At 65.5% G+C, this 17,962-nt stretch carries 24 protein-coding genes; 13 read left to right on the top strand and 11 right to left on the bottom strand.

The features are described from left to right. The coding region (locus PO883_RS32400; RefSeq protein ID WP_289313449.1) for a hypothetical protein at positions 1–316 on the bottom strand (316 nt) is incomplete at its 3' end. A 106-nt stretch (positions 317–422) separates the two neighbouring features. On the opposite strand from PO883_RS32400, the gene PO883_RS32395 reads away from it, so the two are divergent. Further along, positions 423–1,199, top strand: a complete 777-nt coding sequence (locus tag PO883_RS32395) for an ADP-ribosylglycohydrolase family protein (RefSeq protein WP_289313448.1) — start codon at positions 423–425, stop codon at positions 1,197–1,199. 37 nt (positions 1,200–1,236) lie between these two features. Here the strand turns inward: PO883_RS32395 and PO883_RS32390 are convergent, their stop codons facing one another. Beyond that, positions 1,237–2,070 (bottom strand): Sir2 family NAD-dependent protein deacetylase, encoded by an 834-nt coding sequence (locus tag PO883_RS32390; RefSeq protein WP_289313447.1) that lies wholly within the window; start codon positions 2,068–2,070, stop codon positions 1,237–1,239. A gap of 218 nt (positions 2,071–2,288) precedes the next feature. Between PO883_RS32390 and PO883_RS32385 the strand changes: the two genes are divergently transcribed. Then, positions 2,289–2,471, top strand: a complete 183-nt coding sequence (locus PO883_RS32385; RefSeq protein WP_099876225.1) for a YegP family protein — start codon at positions 2,289–2,291, stop codon at positions 2,469–2,471. A gap of 67 nt (positions 2,472–2,538) precedes the next feature. Next, the gene (locus PO883_RS32380; RefSeq protein ID WP_289313446.1) at positions 2,539–2,742 is read left to right on the top strand and encodes a hypothetical protein; all 204 of its coding nucleotides are present in this window, start codon (positions 2,539–2,541) and stop codon (positions 2,740–2,742) included. 54 nt (positions 2,743–2,796) lie between these two features. Here PO883_RS32380 and PO883_RS32375 read toward each other — a convergent pair whose 3' ends face one another. Then, positions 2,797–3,243 (bottom strand): group 1 truncated hemoglobin, encoded by a 447-nt coding sequence (locus PO883_RS32375; protein WP_289313445.1) that lies wholly within the window; start codon positions 3,241–3,243, stop codon positions 2,797–2,799. A gap of 138 nt (positions 3,244–3,381) precedes the next feature. Between PO883_RS32375 and PO883_RS32370 the strand changes: the two genes are divergently transcribed. After that, entirely contained in the window at positions 3,382–3,600 is a 219-nt protein-coding gene (locus PO883_RS32370; protein ID WP_289313444.1) for a hypothetical protein, read from the top strand. 76 nt (positions 3,601–3,676) lie between these two features. On the opposite strand, the gene PO883_RS32365 is transcribed toward PO883_RS32370, so the two are convergent. The 6 genes from PO883_RS32365 to PO883_RS32340 all read right to left on the bottom strand — a co-directional run bounded on the left by PO883_RS32365 (position 3,677) and on the right by PO883_RS32340 (position 9,514). Next, positions 3,677–4,831: a glycosyltransferase family 9 protein gene (locus PO883_RS32365; RefSeq protein WP_289313443.1), complete on the bottom strand. Its 1,155-nt coding sequence runs from the start codon at positions 4,829–4,831 to the stop codon at positions 3,677–3,679. After that, positions 4,828–5,394: an HAD family hydrolase gene (locus PO883_RS32360; protein WP_289313442.1), complete on the bottom strand. Its 567-nt coding sequence runs from the start codon at positions 5,392–5,394 to the stop codon at positions 4,828–4,830. The genes PO883_RS32365 and PO883_RS32360 overlap by 4 nt, the downstream gene beginning before the upstream one ends. Positions 5,395–5,397: 3 nt before the next feature. Then, positions 5,398–6,150, bottom strand: coding sequence for an SDR family oxidoreductase (locus PO883_RS32355; protein WP_289313441.1), 753 nt, complete (start codon positions 6,148–6,150; stop codon positions 5,398–5,400). Positions 6,151–6,161: 11 nt separating this feature from the next. Continuing rightward, positions 6,162–7,490, bottom strand: a complete 1,329-nt coding sequence (locus tag PO883_RS32350; RefSeq protein ID WP_289313440.1) for a glycosyltransferase — start codon at positions 7,488–7,490, stop codon at positions 6,162–6,164. Between the two features lie 35 nt (positions 7,491–7,525). Next, entirely contained in the window at positions 7,526–8,503 is a 978-nt protein-coding gene (locus PO883_RS32345; RefSeq protein ID WP_289313439.1) for a glycosyltransferase, read from the bottom strand. 258 nt (positions 8,504–8,761) lie between these two features. Beyond that, positions 8,762–9,514, bottom strand: a complete 753-nt coding sequence (locus tag PO883_RS32340) for an AraC family transcriptional regulator (RefSeq protein WP_289313438.1) — start codon at positions 9,512–9,514, stop codon at positions 8,762–8,764. A gap of 173 nt (positions 9,515–9,687) precedes the next feature. Here PO883_RS32340 and PO883_RS32335 point away from each other — a divergent pair, with 173 nt between their 5' ends. Genes PO883_RS32335 through PO883_RS32320 form a run of 4 tightly spaced genes read left to right on the top strand, consistent with a single transcriptional unit; the run spans position 9,688 to position 13,270 of the window. Next, entirely contained in the window at positions 9,688–10,584 is an 897-nt protein-coding gene (locus tag PO883_RS32335; protein ID WP_289313437.1) for a dihydrodipicolinate synthase family protein, read from the top strand. A gap of 28 nt (positions 10,585–10,612) precedes the next feature. Then, entirely contained in the window at positions 10,613–11,725 is a 1,113-nt protein-coding gene (locus PO883_RS32330; protein WP_289313436.1) for an FAD-dependent oxidoreductase, read from the top strand. After that, positions 11,715–11,978 carry a 2Fe-2S iron-sulfur cluster-binding protein gene (locus PO883_RS32325; RefSeq protein ID WP_289313435.1) on the top strand — a complete coding sequence of 88 codons (264 nt, stop codon included), beginning with the start codon at positions 11,715–11,717 and terminating at the stop codon, positions 11,976–11,978. Before PO883_RS32330 ends, PO883_RS32325 begins: the two co-directional genes overlap by 11 nt. Next, positions 11,975–13,270: an FAD/NAD(P)-binding oxidoreductase gene (locus PO883_RS32320; RefSeq protein ID WP_289313434.1), complete on the top strand. Its 1,296-nt coding sequence runs from the start codon at positions 11,975–11,977 to the stop codon at positions 13,268–13,270. Before PO883_RS32325 ends, PO883_RS32320 begins: the two co-directional genes overlap by 4 nt. Before the next feature lie 8 nt (positions 13,271–13,278). Here the strand turns inward: PO883_RS32320 and PO883_RS32315 are convergent, their stop codons facing one another. Next, on the bottom strand, positions 13,279–13,719 hold the full coding sequence (locus PO883_RS32315; protein ID WP_289313433.1) for a hypothetical protein: 441 nt from the start codon (positions 13,717–13,719) through the stop codon (positions 13,279–13,281). A 347-nt stretch (positions 13,720–14,066) separates the two neighbouring features. Between PO883_RS32315 and PO883_RS32310 the strand changes: the two genes are divergently transcribed. From PO883_RS32310 to PO883_RS32295, 4 genes are all read left to right on the top strand, one after another. Beyond that, entirely contained in the window at positions 14,067–14,375 is a 309-nt protein-coding gene (locus PO883_RS32310) for a KGG domain-containing protein (RefSeq protein WP_289313432.1), read from the top strand. A 115-nt stretch (positions 14,376–14,490) separates the two neighbouring features. Continuing rightward, positions 14,491–14,892 carry a hypothetical protein gene (locus tag PO883_RS32305; RefSeq protein ID WP_289313431.1) on the top strand — a complete coding sequence of 134 codons (402 nt, stop codon included), beginning with the start codon at positions 14,491–14,493 and terminating at the stop codon, positions 14,890–14,892. A gap of 85 nt (positions 14,893–14,977) precedes the next feature. Then, positions 14,978–16,099, top strand: a complete 1,122-nt coding sequence (locus PO883_RS32300; protein WP_289313430.1) for a M14-type cytosolic carboxypeptidase — start codon at positions 14,978–14,980, stop codon at positions 16,097–16,099. Between the two features lie 2 nt (positions 16,100–16,101). Next, positions 16,102–16,566 (top strand): CYTH domain-containing protein, encoded by a 465-nt coding sequence (locus PO883_RS32295; protein ID WP_289313429.1) that lies wholly within the window; start codon positions 16,102–16,104, stop codon positions 16,564–16,566. Here PO883_RS32295 and PO883_RS32290 read toward each other — a convergent pair. Beyond that, positions 16,541–17,065, bottom strand: a complete 525-nt coding sequence (locus PO883_RS32290) for a hypothetical protein (RefSeq protein ID WP_289313428.1) — start codon at positions 17,063–17,065, stop codon at positions 16,541–16,543. The genes PO883_RS32295 and PO883_RS32290 overlap by 26 nt on opposite strands. Before the next feature lie 122 nt (positions 17,066–17,187). On the opposite strand from PO883_RS32290, the gene PO883_RS32285 reads away from it, so the two are divergent. Continuing rightward, positions 17,188–17,910, top strand: coding sequence for a hypothetical protein (locus PO883_RS32285; RefSeq protein WP_289313427.1), 723 nt, complete (start codon positions 17,188–17,190; stop codon positions 17,908–17,910). Positions 17,911–17,962 lie beyond the last annotated feature (52 nt).

The following is a 17,962-nucleotide window of genomic DNA, read 5'->3' as shown; positions in this document are numbered from 1 at the left end:
ACCTGCGCCCCCTTGTAGAGATAGGCAGCCATGCCCGGCACCAGACGCTCGGTGGCGCCATCGGAGCTGACCTCGCCCTCTCCGGCGAGAAGTACACCTCGTCATGCTCGATCCGGTGTACGCCGATGGCCGCGCCCGGATGCAGCACGCGTTTGCGAAACTCCATCGCGCGCGGCGCGGGCACGGCATCGCTGATGCGGTAAGCCGTGGACATCCCGATCGCACCGTGCGGCGGCGCTTCGTCGCGCTTGACGTCGTCTTCCCGAACGACGACCATGGCGGGTCCCGCAGCCATCAACAGCATTGCCAGCATCATTTGATCGCGCTCCTCGCATCCTGTTCGACAGCCGGCCATCCCGGTGCCGCAAGCGCATTAAAACACGTCCGCTTGGCGTACCATTTCTTTGCAACAGGAGAACACCATGTTGGGAACACTTGTCGGGGACATCTACGGTTCCCATTTCGAAAAATCGCGCACACTGTCGCGCACGGTTCCCGAACTGACGGCGGCCCACTCGTTCACGGACGACACCATCATTACGCTGGCGGTGGCCCAACATCTGTTGACGGGAACGCCGCTCAAGGACGCCTTTCGTACCTGGGTTGCCTACTATCCGGATGCAGGCTACGGCAAAATGTTCGCCGCCTGGGCGCTCGGTTCGTCCCCGGACGAGCTGGTGAGCTGGGGCAACGGTGCACTGATGCGCCTCGGCCCGGTCGCCGTACTCGCCCCCGGCCTGGATGAGGCACGCCGCCTGGCGGCGGACATCACGCGCTCCACCCATGGCCATCCGAGCGCGATGCAGGCAGCGGATACCTACGTGCAATTACATTGGGCAGCCCTGCACGGCGCCAGCAAGCAGGATCTGCTGGCGTCGTGGGAAGCGGGCGGCGGCAGCCTGCACGCGGTCGAGGCGCATCACCAGGCCGGTTCCCCGATGCGTGTGCGCGCCGACGATACGCTGGAGGACGTGATGAGCTGCCTGGCGGAAAGCGACGACTTCGATTCCTTGCTGGCCACCTGCCTGTATCACGGCGGCGACAGCGACACCATTGCCGCGACCGCCTGTGTGCTGGGCGAGGCGCTGTGGGGCGTGCCGCCCGCGCGGGCCGCTGCCATCGCCCCGTTCCTGGACCAGCGGGTAAGGACCGCCATGGCGCAGCTCGACGGCGCCGCTGGCCGCCTCAGGCGCGCTTAGCGCCGCACGACGGGGTTGCGCAGCCCCACCGCAGGCGTCACAGCGCGTCGAGCGCCGCGGCGATACGTGAAATCCCGTCCAGCGCGCCAAGCGCAATGCCGATATCGCGCTGCAAGCCAACGGCCGATTCGCCCGGATTGACCCGGATCAGCGGCCGCTGCTGGCTTTCCCCGAACACGCGCACCGACGGGATCCACGTACCGGCCCCAATTTCGATGATCACCGCCCGGCTCTGGCGCGCCAGCCAGATGTCGAGGCGGTGCTCCTGCTTGTCGGCATACACCGAATCCCAAAGCCGGTCGCCGAACATCAGGATGTTCGGCCGTGCGATATCGCCGCAGTTGGGGCAGCGCGGCAGCGCGCAGGTCAGCAGGCACTGTTCGTTGTCGACCACGGGCACGAATGCTTGCGCGGACCAGGTCGGCTGGCCGCAATCCCCCAGGCATTGCAATTTCTCGATGCTGCCGTGACATTCGACAACGCGTTCTTCCGCCATGCCACTGCGCTGGAATTGTCCATCCACATTGCTGGTAAAAACAAACGCCCCGCCCGGAAGGCGCGCGCCGATCTGGTTCAGCAGCCCAAACCCCGCGTGCGGCACGGTGCGCCGGTACAGCTGCAGGCGGTGTCCGTAAAATCCCCAGGCCAGCTCGGGACGCTCGCGAAACGCCCGGGGATTGGCGATCTCGGTAAACCGCAAGCCGTGCTTGCCCAAGGCCGGGTAAGCGCGCCAGAAACCCTGGTCGCCGCGAAAGTCGGGCAGGCCGGAATCGATGCCCATCCCCGCGCCGGCCGTGATCACCAGGCTGTCCGCCTGGGCGATGAGCGCGGCCGCATCGGCGCAGGCCTGGTCGAGAGAGGTGTTCGTCATACGGGATTCTTCACAAAAATGGGCTTGCGTCATTCTACGGCGTTTGTCGAACATGCATTGCGTCACCAAATTCCCCGGCAGTTGCCATGCTCAAGCGCAAAATTTATTTGAAGAAATTGAGCCACGGTTTGATACCGCTCTAGACATTTGTTGAACCAATCAGAACGACGGGTATACGGCTCTGTAACACTGACATCTCACGTCATGGGAGGTTCATCATGTATTTCGAAATCTACCAACAAGCTTCGGAAAAAGTCCGCAAGGAGTGGCGCTGGCGTTTGAGGGCTAAGAATCACGAAATCATCGCCAGTGGCGAGAGCTACAGCTCGCGCGCGAAAGTGCTGGCCGCGATTGAACTGATCAAGTCCGTTACCGCACGTACCAAGATCGTCGAGGGCTGAGTCGTTGCGCCCTGGCCGGACAAGCTGCCGCTGGCGGCTTGCCCTTCACTCATTCGAGGAGTTTATAATGCAAAACAATTGCCGTACGTGGAATTTGTCGAGCGACCTGCCGCGCTCGCTTCCGCTGACCTTGCGCGACCTGGCCGGCCGCCGTATCCGCGTGGTGCCGTTCGGCGCCCTCATTACCCAGGATTTCGTGGCTGGCCGCGTGACGATTTTTCTCAATAAAGCCGGCCTGGTGCGCGACGTGGTTGTGGAAAACTGCGGCTGAAATGCGTGCCATGCCGCAAGTCCGGGGTGCCGTCCGGCGCCCCGGTCGATTCCCTTATTTGTTCAATACATCGGGTCCCAGCTTGTCGAGCAGTCCCTCCAGCGCGTCCCTGTCTTCCCGCGCAACGCCCTGGCGCCGCAATGCCTGGTCCACGTAGTATCCCATCACGCTCAATTCATCCTTGCTGATCGCCATGCCCCGGTGCGCCAGCGCCATGTCGTCGCCCTCGTATTTGCACGGTCCGCCAGAGAGGGAGCAGAGGTGCGAGACCACGCTGGCCTTGAGCCGTGTCAGATTGACGCCTTCAAAGGTGCGTTTCGAGCGCGGGTCGGCCGACACCTTCGACACGAAATCATCGGCCACCGCGGTCACGCCCGGCATGCCGCCCAGGCGCACGAACAGGGATGGCTCGGGCGCAGGCGCTGGCGTGGAGCAAGCTGTCGTGCCGGCGAGGAAGCGCAAGGCGAGCAGTGCCGCCGGAATGGAAGTAGGAAGTGGCATGGAATGGGTTCCTGGTTGGCACAAATGCTAACACTCAAGCCGCGCAAGCGCCGTTCCGCTGCGGGTGTGCGCGCGCGAACGCAAGCATTCGGCGCGCCAGCCTATACTCGCCGTTTTACTCCCCACAGAGAGAACACCATGAGCGATTCCGAGGTCAAAGTCATGCTGAGCGAAATGACCAGTGCAGCCGGTGCGACCGTGCTCAACGCGCATCGCGCCGCCGTGACCATCGCCCAATACATGCAGCTATGCGAAGGATTGCGCGGGATTATCCCGGATGGCGAAGTGAGCCTGGTGGCTGCCAGGTTGACCGCAGGTATTATCTCCAACCCGAATTTCGCTTTATCGACGGAATAAAAGGCGAGCAAGCGCGACACCGTCATCGCTGGCCGTGGCGGGCGCAACGCTATTGACGCAAGCCCCGCGGTTTGCGTCAACGCCGTTGCGCCCGCTGATGGATTTTCCCTGCCATGAGACTACACACCGCTTCCACCACGGCTTCCGGAGCCACCTTGGCCAGGCAATCGTGATGCAATTCCGGGCACACGCTCTTGTAGCAGAAGCGGCACGGCACATCGTGGAACAGCAGCCGGCTTTCCACCTGCCATGGCGTGTGCTGCGGATTGGTCAGCGCGTACAGCGTGGCCAGCGGCGTGCCGACCGCCGCGGCAATATGCGCCGGCCCCGTATTGTTGGACAACACGACGGTGGCAAGGCGGATCGCCGCTCCGAGCTGTCCCAGATCGAGCTGCCCCGCCAGCGAGTGCGTGCGCACGCCGCAGGCCGAGCGTATGCCATCGATCATTTCCGCCTCGTGCGCATCGCCGGTCAGCACGATCGGGCAAGCGCTGCGCCTGGCCAGTGCGCGGATCACCTCGGCCCAGCGCGCCGGCGGATAGCGGCGCGAGGCCGCGCTGGCGCCCGGGTGCATGAGAACCCAGGGCTGGCGCGGCTCAATGCCGCGTTCGCCCAACATCTGCCGCACCGCTTCCACATCGTCCGCGCGTACGGCGAACTGCAAGCGCGCGCTGTCGGCGCGGTTGCCGACGCGGTTGCCGGCGCGGTAGCCGGCGCGGTAGCCGACGCGGTAGCCGACGCGGTAGCCGACGCTGCCCACCAGGTCGAGCTGGCGCCGCACTTCGTGCCGGATCACCGGCTCTGGCTCCGTTTCCAGCACCCAGTGCGACAGCATGCGGTAAGGGTTTTCCCGGCAATGCCCGAGGCGCAAGGGAATACCCGCCATATAGCACATCAGGGCGGCGGGCAGGGCGCTCTGGCTGTACGACGTGAAGATGACGGCCGCGTCGAAGCGGCGCTCGGCCAGGCGCGCGATGAAGGCGCTGTCGCTGGACGGCGGATGGCCGCCGCCGGCCTTGACCCACGGCGCCGCGTAGCCGATCACGGCGTCCACGTCGTCGAGGTAGGGCGCCAGCGCCACGCCGCTCGCCGACGTGAGCAGGGTGAGCACGCGATCCGGCCGCGCCTGCTTGACTGCGTGGATCGCGGGCGTGCACATGAGCACGTCACCCATCGCGTCCAGGCGCACGCACAGGATGTTGCGCGCATTGGTCCAGTCCGGCGCGCTCATTGGCGGGCCTCGTCGTCGGTGACGATCATCACGGCCGCCCCGTACAGGTCGGTGGCGATGCGGGTGGGAACGCGGTACGGGCCGAGCTGCCACTCGGTTTCGTTGCCCTTGTCGATCAGCAGGGTGCGGCAGCCGGCGCGGTTGCCCGCCTCCACGTCATGCAGGATGTCGCCCACCATCCACGATGCCCGCAGGTCGATGCCATGCTCGCGCGCGGCGCGCAGCAGCATGCCGGGCATGGGCTTGCGGCAGGTGCAGGGCAGCGCATAGGCCTGCACCTTGCCGTGCGGATGGTGCGGACAGTAGTAAAAGCCGTCCAGGCTCAGCTGCTCGCGGAACAGCAGGTCGGCCAGGCGCCGCTCGACGCACTCCATGGCCGCTTCGCCGAAGTAGCCGTGCGCGATGCCATCCTGGTTGCTGACGATGAAGAAACGGTAATCGCAGCGCGCCAGCAGGCGCAGCGCGGCGCCGGCGCCGCTGCACAGGGTGATGCGGCGCGGCTCGGCGTTGTAGGGCAGGTCGTCGACCAGGGTGCCGTCCTTGTCCAGGAAAATCGCTTTCATGGTTTATGGCCAGGAAGTTTCTTGCATGGGCAGCACGGTGATCTCGGCCACCACGCTCTCGCGCGGCAGCAGCAGCACGGAGCGGATGGCCTGGGCCACGTTCATCGGGTCTTGCAAGGCCGCCTGGTCGAGGTCGGGGAAGCGGTCGAGCAGGAAGGGCGTGCGCATGCCGCCCGCGATCACGGCGGTGACCTTGATGTTGTGCGGACGCAGTTCGGCATGCATGGCGTGCGACAGTCCCAGCAATCCCCACTTGCTGGCATGGTAGGCGCTGGCATTGGGCCAGGCGCGCTTGGCGGCGGTCGACGCGACGTTGACGATGTGGCCGCCCCCGGCCGCGCGCATGTGCTGCGAGGCATATTTGGCCAGCAAGAACGGCCCGTTCAGGTTGGTATTGATGACGCGCATCCATTGCTGCGGCGTCATGTCGGCCATCGGCAGGGTGACGTCGGTGCCGGCATTGTTAATGAGGACGTCGAGGCGCCCGAAGCGCTCCAGCGCGGTGCCGATGGCGCGCTCGGCGCTGGCCGGGTCGCCCACGTCGAAGCCGAGCGCGTGCACGCGCACGCCGTGTTCGCGCAGGATGTTGGCACTGACGGTGGCCATGTCGTGGTTGATGTCGGCGACGATCAGGTCGGCGCCGGAGCGCGCCAGCAGCTGGCACAGCGCCGCGCCGAGACCGCTGGCGCCGCCGGTAACGAACACGGCTTTGCCACGCAGGCTGGGCGGTTCGTGATCAAGGTGGTGGTCGGACATGAGGCATTCTCCTATTGGATGGACAAACGGGAAACGGCGCAGGCGGCGCTGGCGGCGGGACGCTGCTTGCCGACCACGTCGGCATAGATGGCCGCCGCCTTGCGCGCCACGTGGCGCCAGGTGTAATGCTGGAAGGCGCGGTGCATGCCTTCGTCGCCCATGGCGGCCGCCAGGCCCGGGTCGCGCTGCAGCAGGGCGAGCTTGTCGGCCACGGCCTGGGCATCGCGCGGCGGCACCAGGAAGCCGCTCGCGGCATCGCGCACGGTATGCTTGATGCCGCCCACGGCCGCGCCAATCACCGGCCGCGCGCACGCCATGGCCTCCACCGGCGTGATGCCGAAGGGCTCGTACCAGGGCGTGGTGACGAAGACATTGGCGGCGCTGTACCAGTAGCGCAGTTCGGCGCGTTCCTTGCGGCCGGTAAAGCGCACCTGCTGCGCAATGCCCAGTTGCGCCGCCAGCGCGCGCAGGCGTGCCATCTCGGGCGTGTCGTGGTAGGGACTGGCGGCGGCCTCGCCCCCCACCACCAGCAGTTCGGCATCGATGCCATGCTGGCGGCGCAGCAGCGCCAGGGCGTGGATCACGGTATCGATGCCCTTGCGCGGCACGATGCGGCCGAGCTGCAAGACCAGGAACTTGCCTTGGGTCAGGCCCAGCTTTTGGCGCGCCAGGCGCATCGGCACCGGCCACAGTTCGCGCGGATCGAAGCCGCAGGGGGCGATGTCGATGCGCTTGCCGGGCGCGTCGTAGAACTGCTCCATGTCTTGCCGGTCTTGCGGACATTCGGCGATGATGCGGTCGGCGTGGCGCATCAGGGTGTTTTCGATGTGCAGGCGTGACGGCGGAAAGGCATCGGCCGCCCCCTGCGCGCGCAGCCGCACCTGGCCCAGGGCGTGGAAGGTGATGACGAAGGGAATGCCCAGCACTTGCTTGAGATGGTGGGCAACCATGCCCGACATGAAAAAATTGGCATGCGTGACATCGTAGAGCGCTGCCTGGCGGCGCGCGAAGCGGGCCACGAAGCGCGCGAAGGTGTCGATGTAGGGCAGCATGCGTTCCTTGGGAATGTAGCGGGCCGGCCCGGCCGGCACGTGCACCACGCGGATGTTGTGGCGCCAGTGCACCAGCTGCTTCTGGCCGATGGCGTCGCGCCGGGTGAAGATGTCGACCAGGTAGCCGGCCAGCGCCAGTTCGCGCGCGAGGTGGGCCACGTAGACGTTCTGGCCGCCGCTGTCGATGCTGCCCGGCGCGGCCAGCGGCGAGGCGTGCTCGCTGACGATGGCGATGCGCCTGACGCCGCCGCCGGCGCGCGCTTGCGGATGTAAGTCACCAAGTAACATGCCAGCTCCTTTGTTGATGTTGTCGTGGAAATCGCTCAGTACGGCTGCCCGGGGAAGGGGGCGCGCGCCAGCTCGGTCACGTGGCACAGGGCGCGGTCCCAGTCGTCGCGGAAGCGGCCGATGGCAAAGCGTTCGCGCGCGCGCCGCCGCGCCTGGGCCCCGAGCGCGCGCGCCAGGGCGGGATTGCGTCCCAGTTCGCGCATGTGGCCGAGCAGGGTGTCCAGGCGCGTATCGATGAAGCCGTTCTCGCCGTTGACGATGACGGTCGCCATTTCGGTGGTGGCCAGCGCCACCACCGGCATGCCGATCATCATCGCTTCGATCACCGCCAGGCCCAGGCTGGTGTAGCGGATCGGGTTGAACAGGTAGCGGTAGTTGGCGGCGAAGGCGGGCAGCAGCGCATGCTCGATCTCGCCCAGGCCGCCGAGTTCCTGCGCCCCCATGCCGACCAGTTCGAGCGGCACGTCGGCACGGGCCGCTTCAAAGAGGTCGGCGCCCAGCCGCCGGCCGCGCCGCGCCAGGTGGTTGATGACGACCAGCCCGCAGTCGAGCTGGCCACGGTAGTGAACGCCTTCGGGCACCTTGACGCCGTGCTCGATCACGCAGGTGGGCGTGGCGCCGCTGTCCCACATCAGCGCGTTGAACGGGGTGACGTGCACCAGCAGCACGTCGGGCGTGTCGACCAGGTGGCGCGTGTCGGTGGGGTGCGCGCGCGGCGGATCGTGTTCTATATAGATGCGCGGCAGCGCGCGCTGGCTGGCGCTGAGAAACGCGTACTGGTCTTTCTCGTACTGCTCGTCGTCCTGGAAGATGATGCAGTCGAACTGATGGTGGCGCGCTTCGGATACCGGCATGTCGTGCACATTGTCGCCCCACGGCATGTTCGGGCTGCGGCCGCCGTAGCCGGGCGGGCGGCCGGGCTTGGACAGCACATGGAACTCGTGCGGGGCCTGGGTCAGGTAGTACAGATAGCTGCCGTGGGTCTGCCAGGTCAGCACGTTCAGCCGGCGCATGGCGGCCTCGCGTGCGCGTGGGCGTGCGGAGCGGGTGTGGTCGAGATCATGGAGCCTCCCTGCGAGCGATGAACGATGAACGATGAGAATGGTTCGATTCGCGCAGGGGTGGACGAGTTCCGGCTGTATCGCGCCGGGTCAATCCAGATCAAGTGTGCGCTTGATGGCGCGGGGAGGAGGGGGCGGGCGCGGCGCGTTTACCTGGGGTTGGCTGCGCTCGCTAGCCGCCCGGCAATATCGCGCCGGGCGGGGCTGGACTCAATCTCCCCGGCAATGGGCCCGGTACTGGACCGGACTCATGCCCGTGTGGGCCTTGAACTGGCGGCTGAACGCGCTGTGGTCGGTGTAGCCGCAGGCGTAAGCAATCTGGGCAATACTGTTTTTTGTGCCAGATTCGATCAGCGCCATGGCCGCGCCCAGGCGCGATTGCAGCAGCAACTGGCGCGGCGAGTAATGAAACACGCGCTGGAACAGCCGTTCCACGCGCGACAGCGACAGGCCGGCGTTGCAGGCCAGTTCTTCCATGCTGACGTTGGCGTGATAATTTTCGCGGATGTGGGCGGCGATATCGGCAATTTTGCGGTACACGGGATGCAGTTCGTCGGCCAGCCCCAGGTCTTGCGAGGTGCCGGCCAGGCCGACGATGGCGCCGCTCTCGTCGCGCAGGGGGATCTTGTGGGTCAGGCACCAGCCGCGCGCACGGCTCGGGTACAGGTGCAGTTCCAGGTGCTTCTTGAGCGCCGTGCCGCTGTCGATCACGTGGCGGTCCTGCGCCTGGTAGGTCTGCGCCAGCAGGCGCGGATGGACTTCGAGCGCGGTGCGCCCGATCAGCTGGTCCTTGCTGCGCAGGCCGCAGCGCCGCACCAGGGTGTTGTTGACGCTCAGGTAGCGGCCCTCGCGGTCCTTGACAAAAAAGGCTACATCGTTAAGCGCGTCGAACAGGGCTTCCAGTGAGGCCAGCTGAACTGCGCGAATGGCCGGGGCCTCGCTAAACAGCGTACTCAGGTCCATCGGGTGTCTCTCCAGTTCGGTCGCAATGCGGTAGTATAAGTCGGCGCGGCGAAAATAATTGTGCTGATTTGAGCCTTTGCACGCTCGCCCATTCATCAAGACCGTGGCCCTTGACAGGGCTAATCTGTACGCTTCTAAACCGACCGGTGCGCCGGAGAAAGCAAGGTACCCCCATGTGGCAAGGTGTCATTCCCGCAGTATCGACCAAGTTCAATGAAGATGGTTCGCTCGACATGGGCGAAATGGAGCGCTGTTTCGGCTTGCAGATGGAGGCAGGCTGTGATGGCTTGATCGCCTGCGGCTCGCTGGGCGAAGGCCCGATGCTCACACAGGACGAACGCATCGCCGTGCTGCGCCTGGCCAAACAGGTCAGCGGCAGCAAGCCAGCCATCCTGACGGTGGCCGAAGCGGGCACGCGTGAAGCCTGCGCGCTGGCCGAAAAAGCCGCCAAAGCCGGTGCCGATGGCTTGATGGTGGTGCCGAGCACGATCTATCACACCAATTACCGTGAAACCATCGTCACCCTGCGCGCTATCGCCGCGGCGGGCGATTTGCCGATCATGATCTACTCGAACCGCCTGGCGTACCGGGTCGACGTGACCACCGACATGCTGGAAGAACTGGCGGACGATGCCCGCTTCGTGGCGGTCAAGGAGTCGTCCGACGATATCCGCCGCAGCACCGAGATCATCAACCGCCTGGGCCAGCGCTACGACCTGTTCACCGGCGTCGACAACCTGGCGTTCGAGGCGCTGGCGGTGGGCGCGGTGGGCTGGGTGGCGGGGCTGGGGCTGGCCTTCCCGAAAGAGACCGTGGCCATTTTCCATCTGATGAAGGAAGGCCGCCACGCCGAGGCGCTGTCGATCTACCGCTGGTTCCGGCCGCTGCTCGACCTGGACGTGTCGACCTTTCTGGTGCAAAACATCAAACTGGCCGAAGCGATGGCGTTCGGCTCGACCGAGCACGTACGCGCACCGCGCCTGCCGCTCGAAGGCGAACAGCGCACCCGCGCCGAGCGCATCATCCGCGCGGCGATGGAAACGCGTCCGCAACTGCCGCGCTTCGGCTGATACAGTGGCGAGGGGGTACGATGCAATCGTGGTCGGCGCCGGCATTGTCGGCGCGGCCTGCGCGCTGGCGCTGCGCGAACAGGGCATGACGGTGGCGCTGGTCGATGCGGCCACGCCGGGGTCGGGCGTGACCGCGGCCGGCATGGGCCATCTGGTGGCGCTCGACGAGAGCGCCGACGAGCTGGCGCTGTGCCTGATGTCGCTGCGCTTGTGGGACGCCTTCATGCAGGACCATCCCGGGGTGGGCGAGCCGTCGCGCTGCGGCACCTTGTGGGTGGCCGAAGACGAGCATCAGCTGGCCGAGGCGCACACGCGCGCCGCGCGCCTGTCGGCGCAGGGCTGGCATGCCGAAGCACTCGATGGCGACGCGCTCGCGCGGCTGGAACCGGCATTGCGCCGCGGCTTGTGCGGCGGCGTGCGGGTGCGCGGCGACAGCGTGGTGTATCCGCCGGCGGTGGCGCAGTTCCTCAGCGCGCAGTTTGCGCGTGCCGGCGGCGAGCTGCATCTTGGCCGGCGCGTGGGCAAGGCGTGCAAGCGCGGCCTGACCCTGGATGATGGCACGCGCCTGGATGCGCGGGCGGTGGTGGTGGCGGCCGGCGTGCAGTGCGCGCGCCTGATGCCGGAACTGCCGATTTTTGCGCGCAAGGGCCACCTGGCGATCACCGACCGCTATCCCGGCCGCCTGGCGCACCAGATCGTGAGCATGAATTATGGCCAGAGCGCCGCCGGCGACGATGCGCTGGCGGTGGCGGCCAATGTGCAGCCGCGTCCCACGGGACAGTGGCTGGTAGGTTCGTGCCGCCAGGATGGACGCACCGACAGCGCCATCGAGCCGGCCGTGCTGGGCGCCGTGCTGCGCAGCGCGATCGGTTTGCTGCCCTGCCTGGCCGAGATGCATATCGTGCGCGCCTGGACCGGCATGCGGCCGGCGTCGCCCGATGGACGTCCCTTGATCGGTGCCCATCCCGGGCGGCCCGGCACCTGGCTGGCCTGCGGCCACGAAGGGTTGGGCGCGACCACCGCGTTCGCTACCGCGCGCCTGCTGACCGACCAGATTATCGGACGCGCCAGCCAGATCGACGCGGCGCCGTATGCGCCGGCGCGTTTTGCGGCATTGGCGGAGGTGAACGATGGCGACTGACGACATTGTTGTGCAGGTGGACGGGCGGCCGGTGGCGGTGGCGCAGGGTGCGAGCGTGATCGCGGCGCTGGTGCTGGCCGATTCGCTGTGCACGCGCCGCTCGGTGCGCGGCGAAGCGCGCTTTGCGTTGTGCGGCATGGGCTATTGCCAGGAGTGCCGGGTCAGCATCGATGGCCGGCCGCACCGGCTGGCCTGCCAGAGCGCGTGCCGCGCCGGCATGGTGATCGTCACCGGTGCCGGGAGCGGGACATGAGCGCGCCGCTGATCGTGCTCGGTGCCGGTCCGGCCGGCCTGGCTGCTGCGGAGGCGGCGTCGGCCTCTGGCCAGAGCGTGCTGCTGATCGATGAGAACCATGCGCCGGGTGGCCAGATATGGCGCGGCGGGCCGCGGCGCTGGAATGACGAGCGCGCCGGCCGCTTGTGGGAAGCGCTGCGGGCGCGCCCGCAGGTCAGCATGCTGTCCGGCGCGCGCGTGGTGGCGCCGGCCGGCCCGCGCGAGCTGCTGCTGGAAACGCTGGACGGAGCGCTCACCCAGCCATGGGAAAAGGTCATCGTGTGCAGCGGTGCGCGCGAGCTGCTGCTGCCGTTCCCCGGCTGGACGCTGCCCGGCGTGACCGGCGCCGGCGGCTTGCAGGCGTTGATCAAGGGCGGCATGCCGGTGGCGCGCAAGCGGGTGGTGGTGGCCGGTACCGGACCGCTGCTGCTGGCCGTGGCGGCGACCGTGCGCGAACATGGCGGACAGGTCGTGGCGCTGCTCGAACATCGCGGCAGCGCGGATCTGGCGCGCTTCGCGGCGCGGCTGGCCCTGTCGCACCACGGGAAACTGCTGCAATCGCTGCAACTGGCGCTGCGTTTGCGCGGCGTGCCGTATCTGCGTGGGGCGGGCATGCTGGCCGCCGAAGGCAGCGGACGCGTCGAACGCGTGCTGCTGCGTCACCACGGGCGCGACAAGGTGATCGATTGCGATTTCCTGGCCTGCGGCTTCGGCCTGACGCCATCGCTGGAACTGGCCGCCTTGTTCGGCTGCGCGGTGGAGCAGGGCAGGGTCGCCGTCGATGGTGCGCAGCGCACCAGCGTGGCGGGCGTGTGGGCGGCGGGCGAGTCGACCGGCATCGGCGGCGTGGACAAGGCGCTGGCCGAAGGGCGCATTGCGGGACTCGATGCGGCCGGCGCCGCGCCGCTTGCCCGCGACCTGTGCGCGCGCGGCACGGCGCAGGCCTTCGGCGCGCTGCTGGCGCAGGCGTTTGCACCCTTGCCGTCGCTGCGGGCGATGTGCAGCGAATCGACCATCGTCTGCCGCTGCGAGGATGTGGCGGCAGCCGAGCTGGCGCCGCACGCCGGCTGGCGCAGCGCCAAGCTGCAAACGCGCGCCGGCATGGGGCCTTGCCAGGGCCGGGTATGCGGGTCGGCCTGCGCATTCTTGTACGGATGGGAGGCGCCGGGCTTGCGCCAGCCGGTATTCCCGGCCAGCGCCGCCACGCTGGCGCTGCCGCAAACGCACAAGGTGGACACGGTTGCCCGTGCCCACCCCGAATCAGCGCAATAGCAGCTTACTTAGTCGGGCGTGCCGTCGCTGCGGCGTCCCACGTTGCTTTGCTGCGACTGGCGGCTGCCCTGGTCCAGATCGGCCGACTGACGGTTTTGCTTGTTGGAAAGGCCGGTATCGTCGTCCATGTCCTGGTCGGCCGACAGGCGTTTGCCGCCCGGGCTTTTCGGCATGCCGCCGGCAACATCATTGGACTGGTGTTGTCCGGGAATGCCTTGCTGCTGGTTGCCGGTTTGCGAGCCGGAACGTTCCGTGCTTTGCTGTCCGATTTGCGAACCTTGCTGCGATCCATCTTTCTGCTGTGTCGAGCCGCCCAGGGTGCCCGATTGCTGCGATTGATTCAGATTGTCTTTCTCGACCGTGCCGCCGCGCGACGACGATGCCGATTTCTCATTGGCGCCATTGCTCGATTGGTTGTTCCCCTCGCTACGTTGGTTCGAATTCATCATTCATTCCTTTCTGGTAGAGACAAACATAGGGTGGCACCCGCCATCTGCGCAGGGACCGGGTTAGCGTCCAGTTCGCGAGCGGCGTTGCCAGGAGTGGAATCATGCGCGTCCCTTGCGGGGTACTGTATCGGAACACACTCCGAAACTGTGTAGGACAAATCCTTGCTGAAGCCTACCGGCGGTTTCGGGGTGTCGAGTACCAAGAGGACGTCGCCTGTTGTCCTACAAAGTCCATGCATCCTGTCCTATAGGCGCAGCGATGCGCGCTGCTAAGATGGATTGGCTTGATCGCTCATCGGCGTGCAGCTGGTGGGGTCAGACAGAGGCACTAGCTAAAGGAGATGACCATGGCTACAAACAACCAAGGCAACAAGCAAAGCGGCAGTCCGGGGAGCAAGGGCACCAGCAACCGTGGGTTTGCATCGATGGATCCCGAGCGCCAGCGCGAAATCGCCAGCGAAGGCGGCAAGGCCGCCCACCAGAAGGGCACGGCGCACGAATTCACGTCCGAGGAAGCACGCCGCGCCGGCAGCATGAGCCACGGCAACCGCCAGTCGGAACAGGGCGGCGCGCGCCCCGCGACCGACAAGGCCGACGGCGGCAACAAGCAGAGCGCGGGCGGCGGCAGCAAGGCAGGCAGCGACAAGCCACGCTAAGCCGGGCCGTGACGGGGAGCGGCGGCTCCCCATTTTTGTCGGACGATTCGTACAGGCGGCCTGTGGGATGGGGTAGAATTGTTGCGCCAATTTAACAACCCAGAGGGATCCCGTCGTGAAACAAGCAGTCATCCGCCAAGTCAAGAGCATGTACCTGTCATGTGATCCCATCGGTAATCTCTTGCTGGCCAAGTTCTCCTTCGATGGCGGCAAGGATGCCTGCGTGTTCATGCCCGCTTCCGTCGTGTTCTGGCTGCTGCAGCACTTGCCGGTGAACCAGGATCCGGAATTGCTGCCGCCGCCGAACCTGCCGCACGTGCTTCCCGAAGACTGGGACGACGTGGTCAATCCGCGCGTGCTGAGCGTGCAGTGCAAGCAGTTCGACGATGCCATCCGCATGACCATGGAACTGGACCGCACGGCCAACCTGACGGTGCTGCTCAACCGCGCCAATGTGGAACTGATGCGCCAGATGATGGAAGGCTACCGCGGCGACTTGATGGATCTCGGTTTCTAGCCGGCCGCGCTGGCGTTGCCCGCCCCCAAGCGGGCGGCATTTCGGTATGATGCTCTTCTTTGAGAACCGACGAGAAGGATCCGCCATGCCCATTAAAATCAGCCAGCATTTCGATTCCGGCGCCATTGACGTCGTGCAAGCCGACAACGCCAGCCAGATCGACCTGAACCTGCGTTCGGACTCGCACGCCGACATCCACCAGTGGTTCCACTTCCGCCTGCAAGGCGCGCGCGGGCAGGCATGCACGATCCGCTTCCTGAACGCCGGCCAGGCGACCTACGCCGCCGGTTTCGAGGGCTACCAGGTTGCCGCCAGCTACGACACCGAAAACTGGTTCCGCGTGCCGACCACCTTCGACGGCCAGGTCATGACGCTCACCCACACGCCCGAGCTCGACAGCGTGTATTACGCCTATTTCGAACCGTACTCGTGGGAACGCCACCTGCGCCTGCTGGGCGAAGTGGCGGAAAACCCGCTGGCGCGCGTGCATGATATCGGCACTACCGTCGATGGCCGCGACATGAACATGGTAGTGATCGGCAATCCTGCCGCCGAGAAGAAAATCTGGGTCATCGCGCGCCAGCATCCGGGCGAGACGATGGCCGAATGGTTTGTCGAAGGCATGATGGATGCGCTGCTCGACCAGGCCAGCCCGATCTCGCGCAAGCTGTTGCAGCGCGCGGTGTTTTACATCATTCCGAACATGAATCCGGACGGTTCCGTGCGCGGCAATTTGCGCACCAACGCGGCCGGCGCCAACCTGAACCGCGAGTGGATGACGCCATCGCTGGAACGCAGCCCGGAAGTGTTGTGCGTGAAGCAAAAGATCCATGAAATCGGCTGCGATATGTTCTTCGACATCCATGGCGATGAAGCCTTGCCGTACAACTTTGTGGCCGGCAATGAAATGCTGAACGATTTTACGCCGGAGCGCGCCGCGCTGCAATCATCCTTCATCGATAATTACATCGCGGCCAGCCCCGACTTCCAGAAGGTGCATGGCTATGCGGCCAGCAAGTACAAGGAAGACATGCTGACCCTGGCGTCGAAGTATATCGGGCATACCTTCAAGTGCCTGTCGCTGACGCTGGAAATGCCGTTCAAGGACAATGCCGACCTGCCTGATGCGTACACCGGCTGGAATGGTGCGCGCAGCAGCGAATTGGGCAAGGCAATCCTGCAGCCGATCCTCAAGGCGCTGGGCTGATCGTGGGCGTCGAGATCGAGCGCAAGTTCCTGCTCGCCGGCGACGCCTGGCGCGCGCTGGGCGAGCCGGTGCTGCTGCGCCAGGGTTATCTGTCCACCAATCCGGACCGCACCGTGCGCGTGCGCATCGAGGGCGACAAGGCCAGCATGACCGTCAAGGGGCGCAGCGAAGGCGCGACCCGTGGCGAGTGGGAATATCCCATTCCGCTGGCGGACGCAAATGAGCTGCTGGAGCGCTTGTGCGAACAGCCGATTATTGAAAAATACCGGCGCCGGATCACGTTCGCGGGCAATGTGTGGGAAGTCGACGAATTCCTGGGCGCGAATGCGGGTTTGATGTTTGCTGAAATCGAACTGGCATCGGAAGACCAGCCATTCGATAAACCGGACTGGATCGGCGAGGAAGTCACGCACGACCGGCGCTATTTCAATTCGAGCCTGATCAGCTTGCCGTATTCGGCGTGGTAGCTGGGCTCTGGAGCCGCGCAAGTACTTCTGTCAGGTGATGCCGGTATGCGCCCGAGGGGAGTACGAACACGTGCGCGCCGGCGCCGATGAAGATATCGTGGCGGCTCACGCGAACCAGTAGCGACAGAAAGCCGTCGAACGGCTCAGGCCCCCACAGCACGGCGCAGTGCTCGAAGGACGACGTGGCCAGGTCGAGCTGGCGCGCGGCGTCCTGGCCCAGATCGGGTGGATCGGTGTCGTAGCGCGCCGCTGGAAAATGGCGCTGCATCAGCGCGTCGTTTTCCGCTGTGTCTTGCTGGTCCAGACGGCGCAGATCCGATGCGATTTCGGAGGCGTAGGCGCCTGCCACGCAGGCGCTGTCCGGAGCCGAAAATCCGATGCCGTGAATGCGGAAGTCGACGCTGTCGAGAAAAACCCATCGATCATTCCAGGACCGTTGCATGCTGGTGCTCAACGGTGGATTCAGCACGTCTGTGGTGGACCACGCGTCTGGCGTCATGATGCGTCGTGCTCGATGACAGACGGGCGATCGCGGTGGGGCGGGAATTTCCGGCAATGCGCAGTGTTGACGTAAAATAAACGATTCGCCATTGTGCCCGCACCGACCAAGGAGTCCGTTTGATGTTTTCTCATTCACGTATTATTGCATCCGTTTTGGCTGGCGCTGCGTTGGCGCTTTCGCCTGGTCAAGCGACGGCGCTCAAGCCCGTTCCCAAGCAAGGTGTCGCGCTGCCGAATGCGCCGTTCGCGGTGCTGCCGGCGAAAGAAGTGATCAAGCGATACAAGCTGATGTCGCTGCTTAGTCCTCTTTCGAGAAAGGATAAAGAGACGCTCAGCGAGTTCGCCGACGTCAAGCAGGCTATCGTCTTCGAGGGGGACGTTACACTCGACGAAAACATCAGCATTTCCGATGCGGCTTTCAAGAAGACGCTCTCCAAACAGAAGCTCTCGCCATTCGAGGATGCGCTGCTTGCCAGTGACCGTCTGCTGGTGGTCAATGGCGACCTTCATTGCCGCGCATTGGATACCAGCTTGATGCACGGCGTGTTTGTGCTCGGAAATGTCGACTGCGACACCGTCTCGCTCGGCCTGGCGCATTTTTACGTCAAGGGCAATCTGGTGGCGCGCAAATATTTGCTTGGAAGTGCTGAAGACGATGAGGGTTCTGGCAATGAAGGGGAGCGCCAGGTGCGGGTGGACGGCACGGTATCCTCGCCCAAGGTCAGGAGCTGGTACTTCGGGCTGGGCCATTTGAAGTTTGCCAAGGATTCGGCCGAGGAAGTGCTGGTGGAGCAGGAGGACAGGGAGTCGTCGGGTCCATGCAACAAGAAAAACGCTTGTTAGGCTGGCGCCACGCTCCGCAGCCTGTCCATGGCCATCTTGGCGGCAAGAACGG

The sequence above is a fragment of the Massilia sp. DJPM01 genome (assembly GCF_030348125.1).
Lineage (GTDB): Bacteria > Pseudomonadota > Gammaproteobacteria > Burkholderiales > Burkholderiaceae_D > Telluria_A > Telluria_A frigida.
The sequence above is the reverse complement of the archived record's forward strand: the minus strand, read 5'-3'. Positions and strand labels throughout refer to the sequence as shown.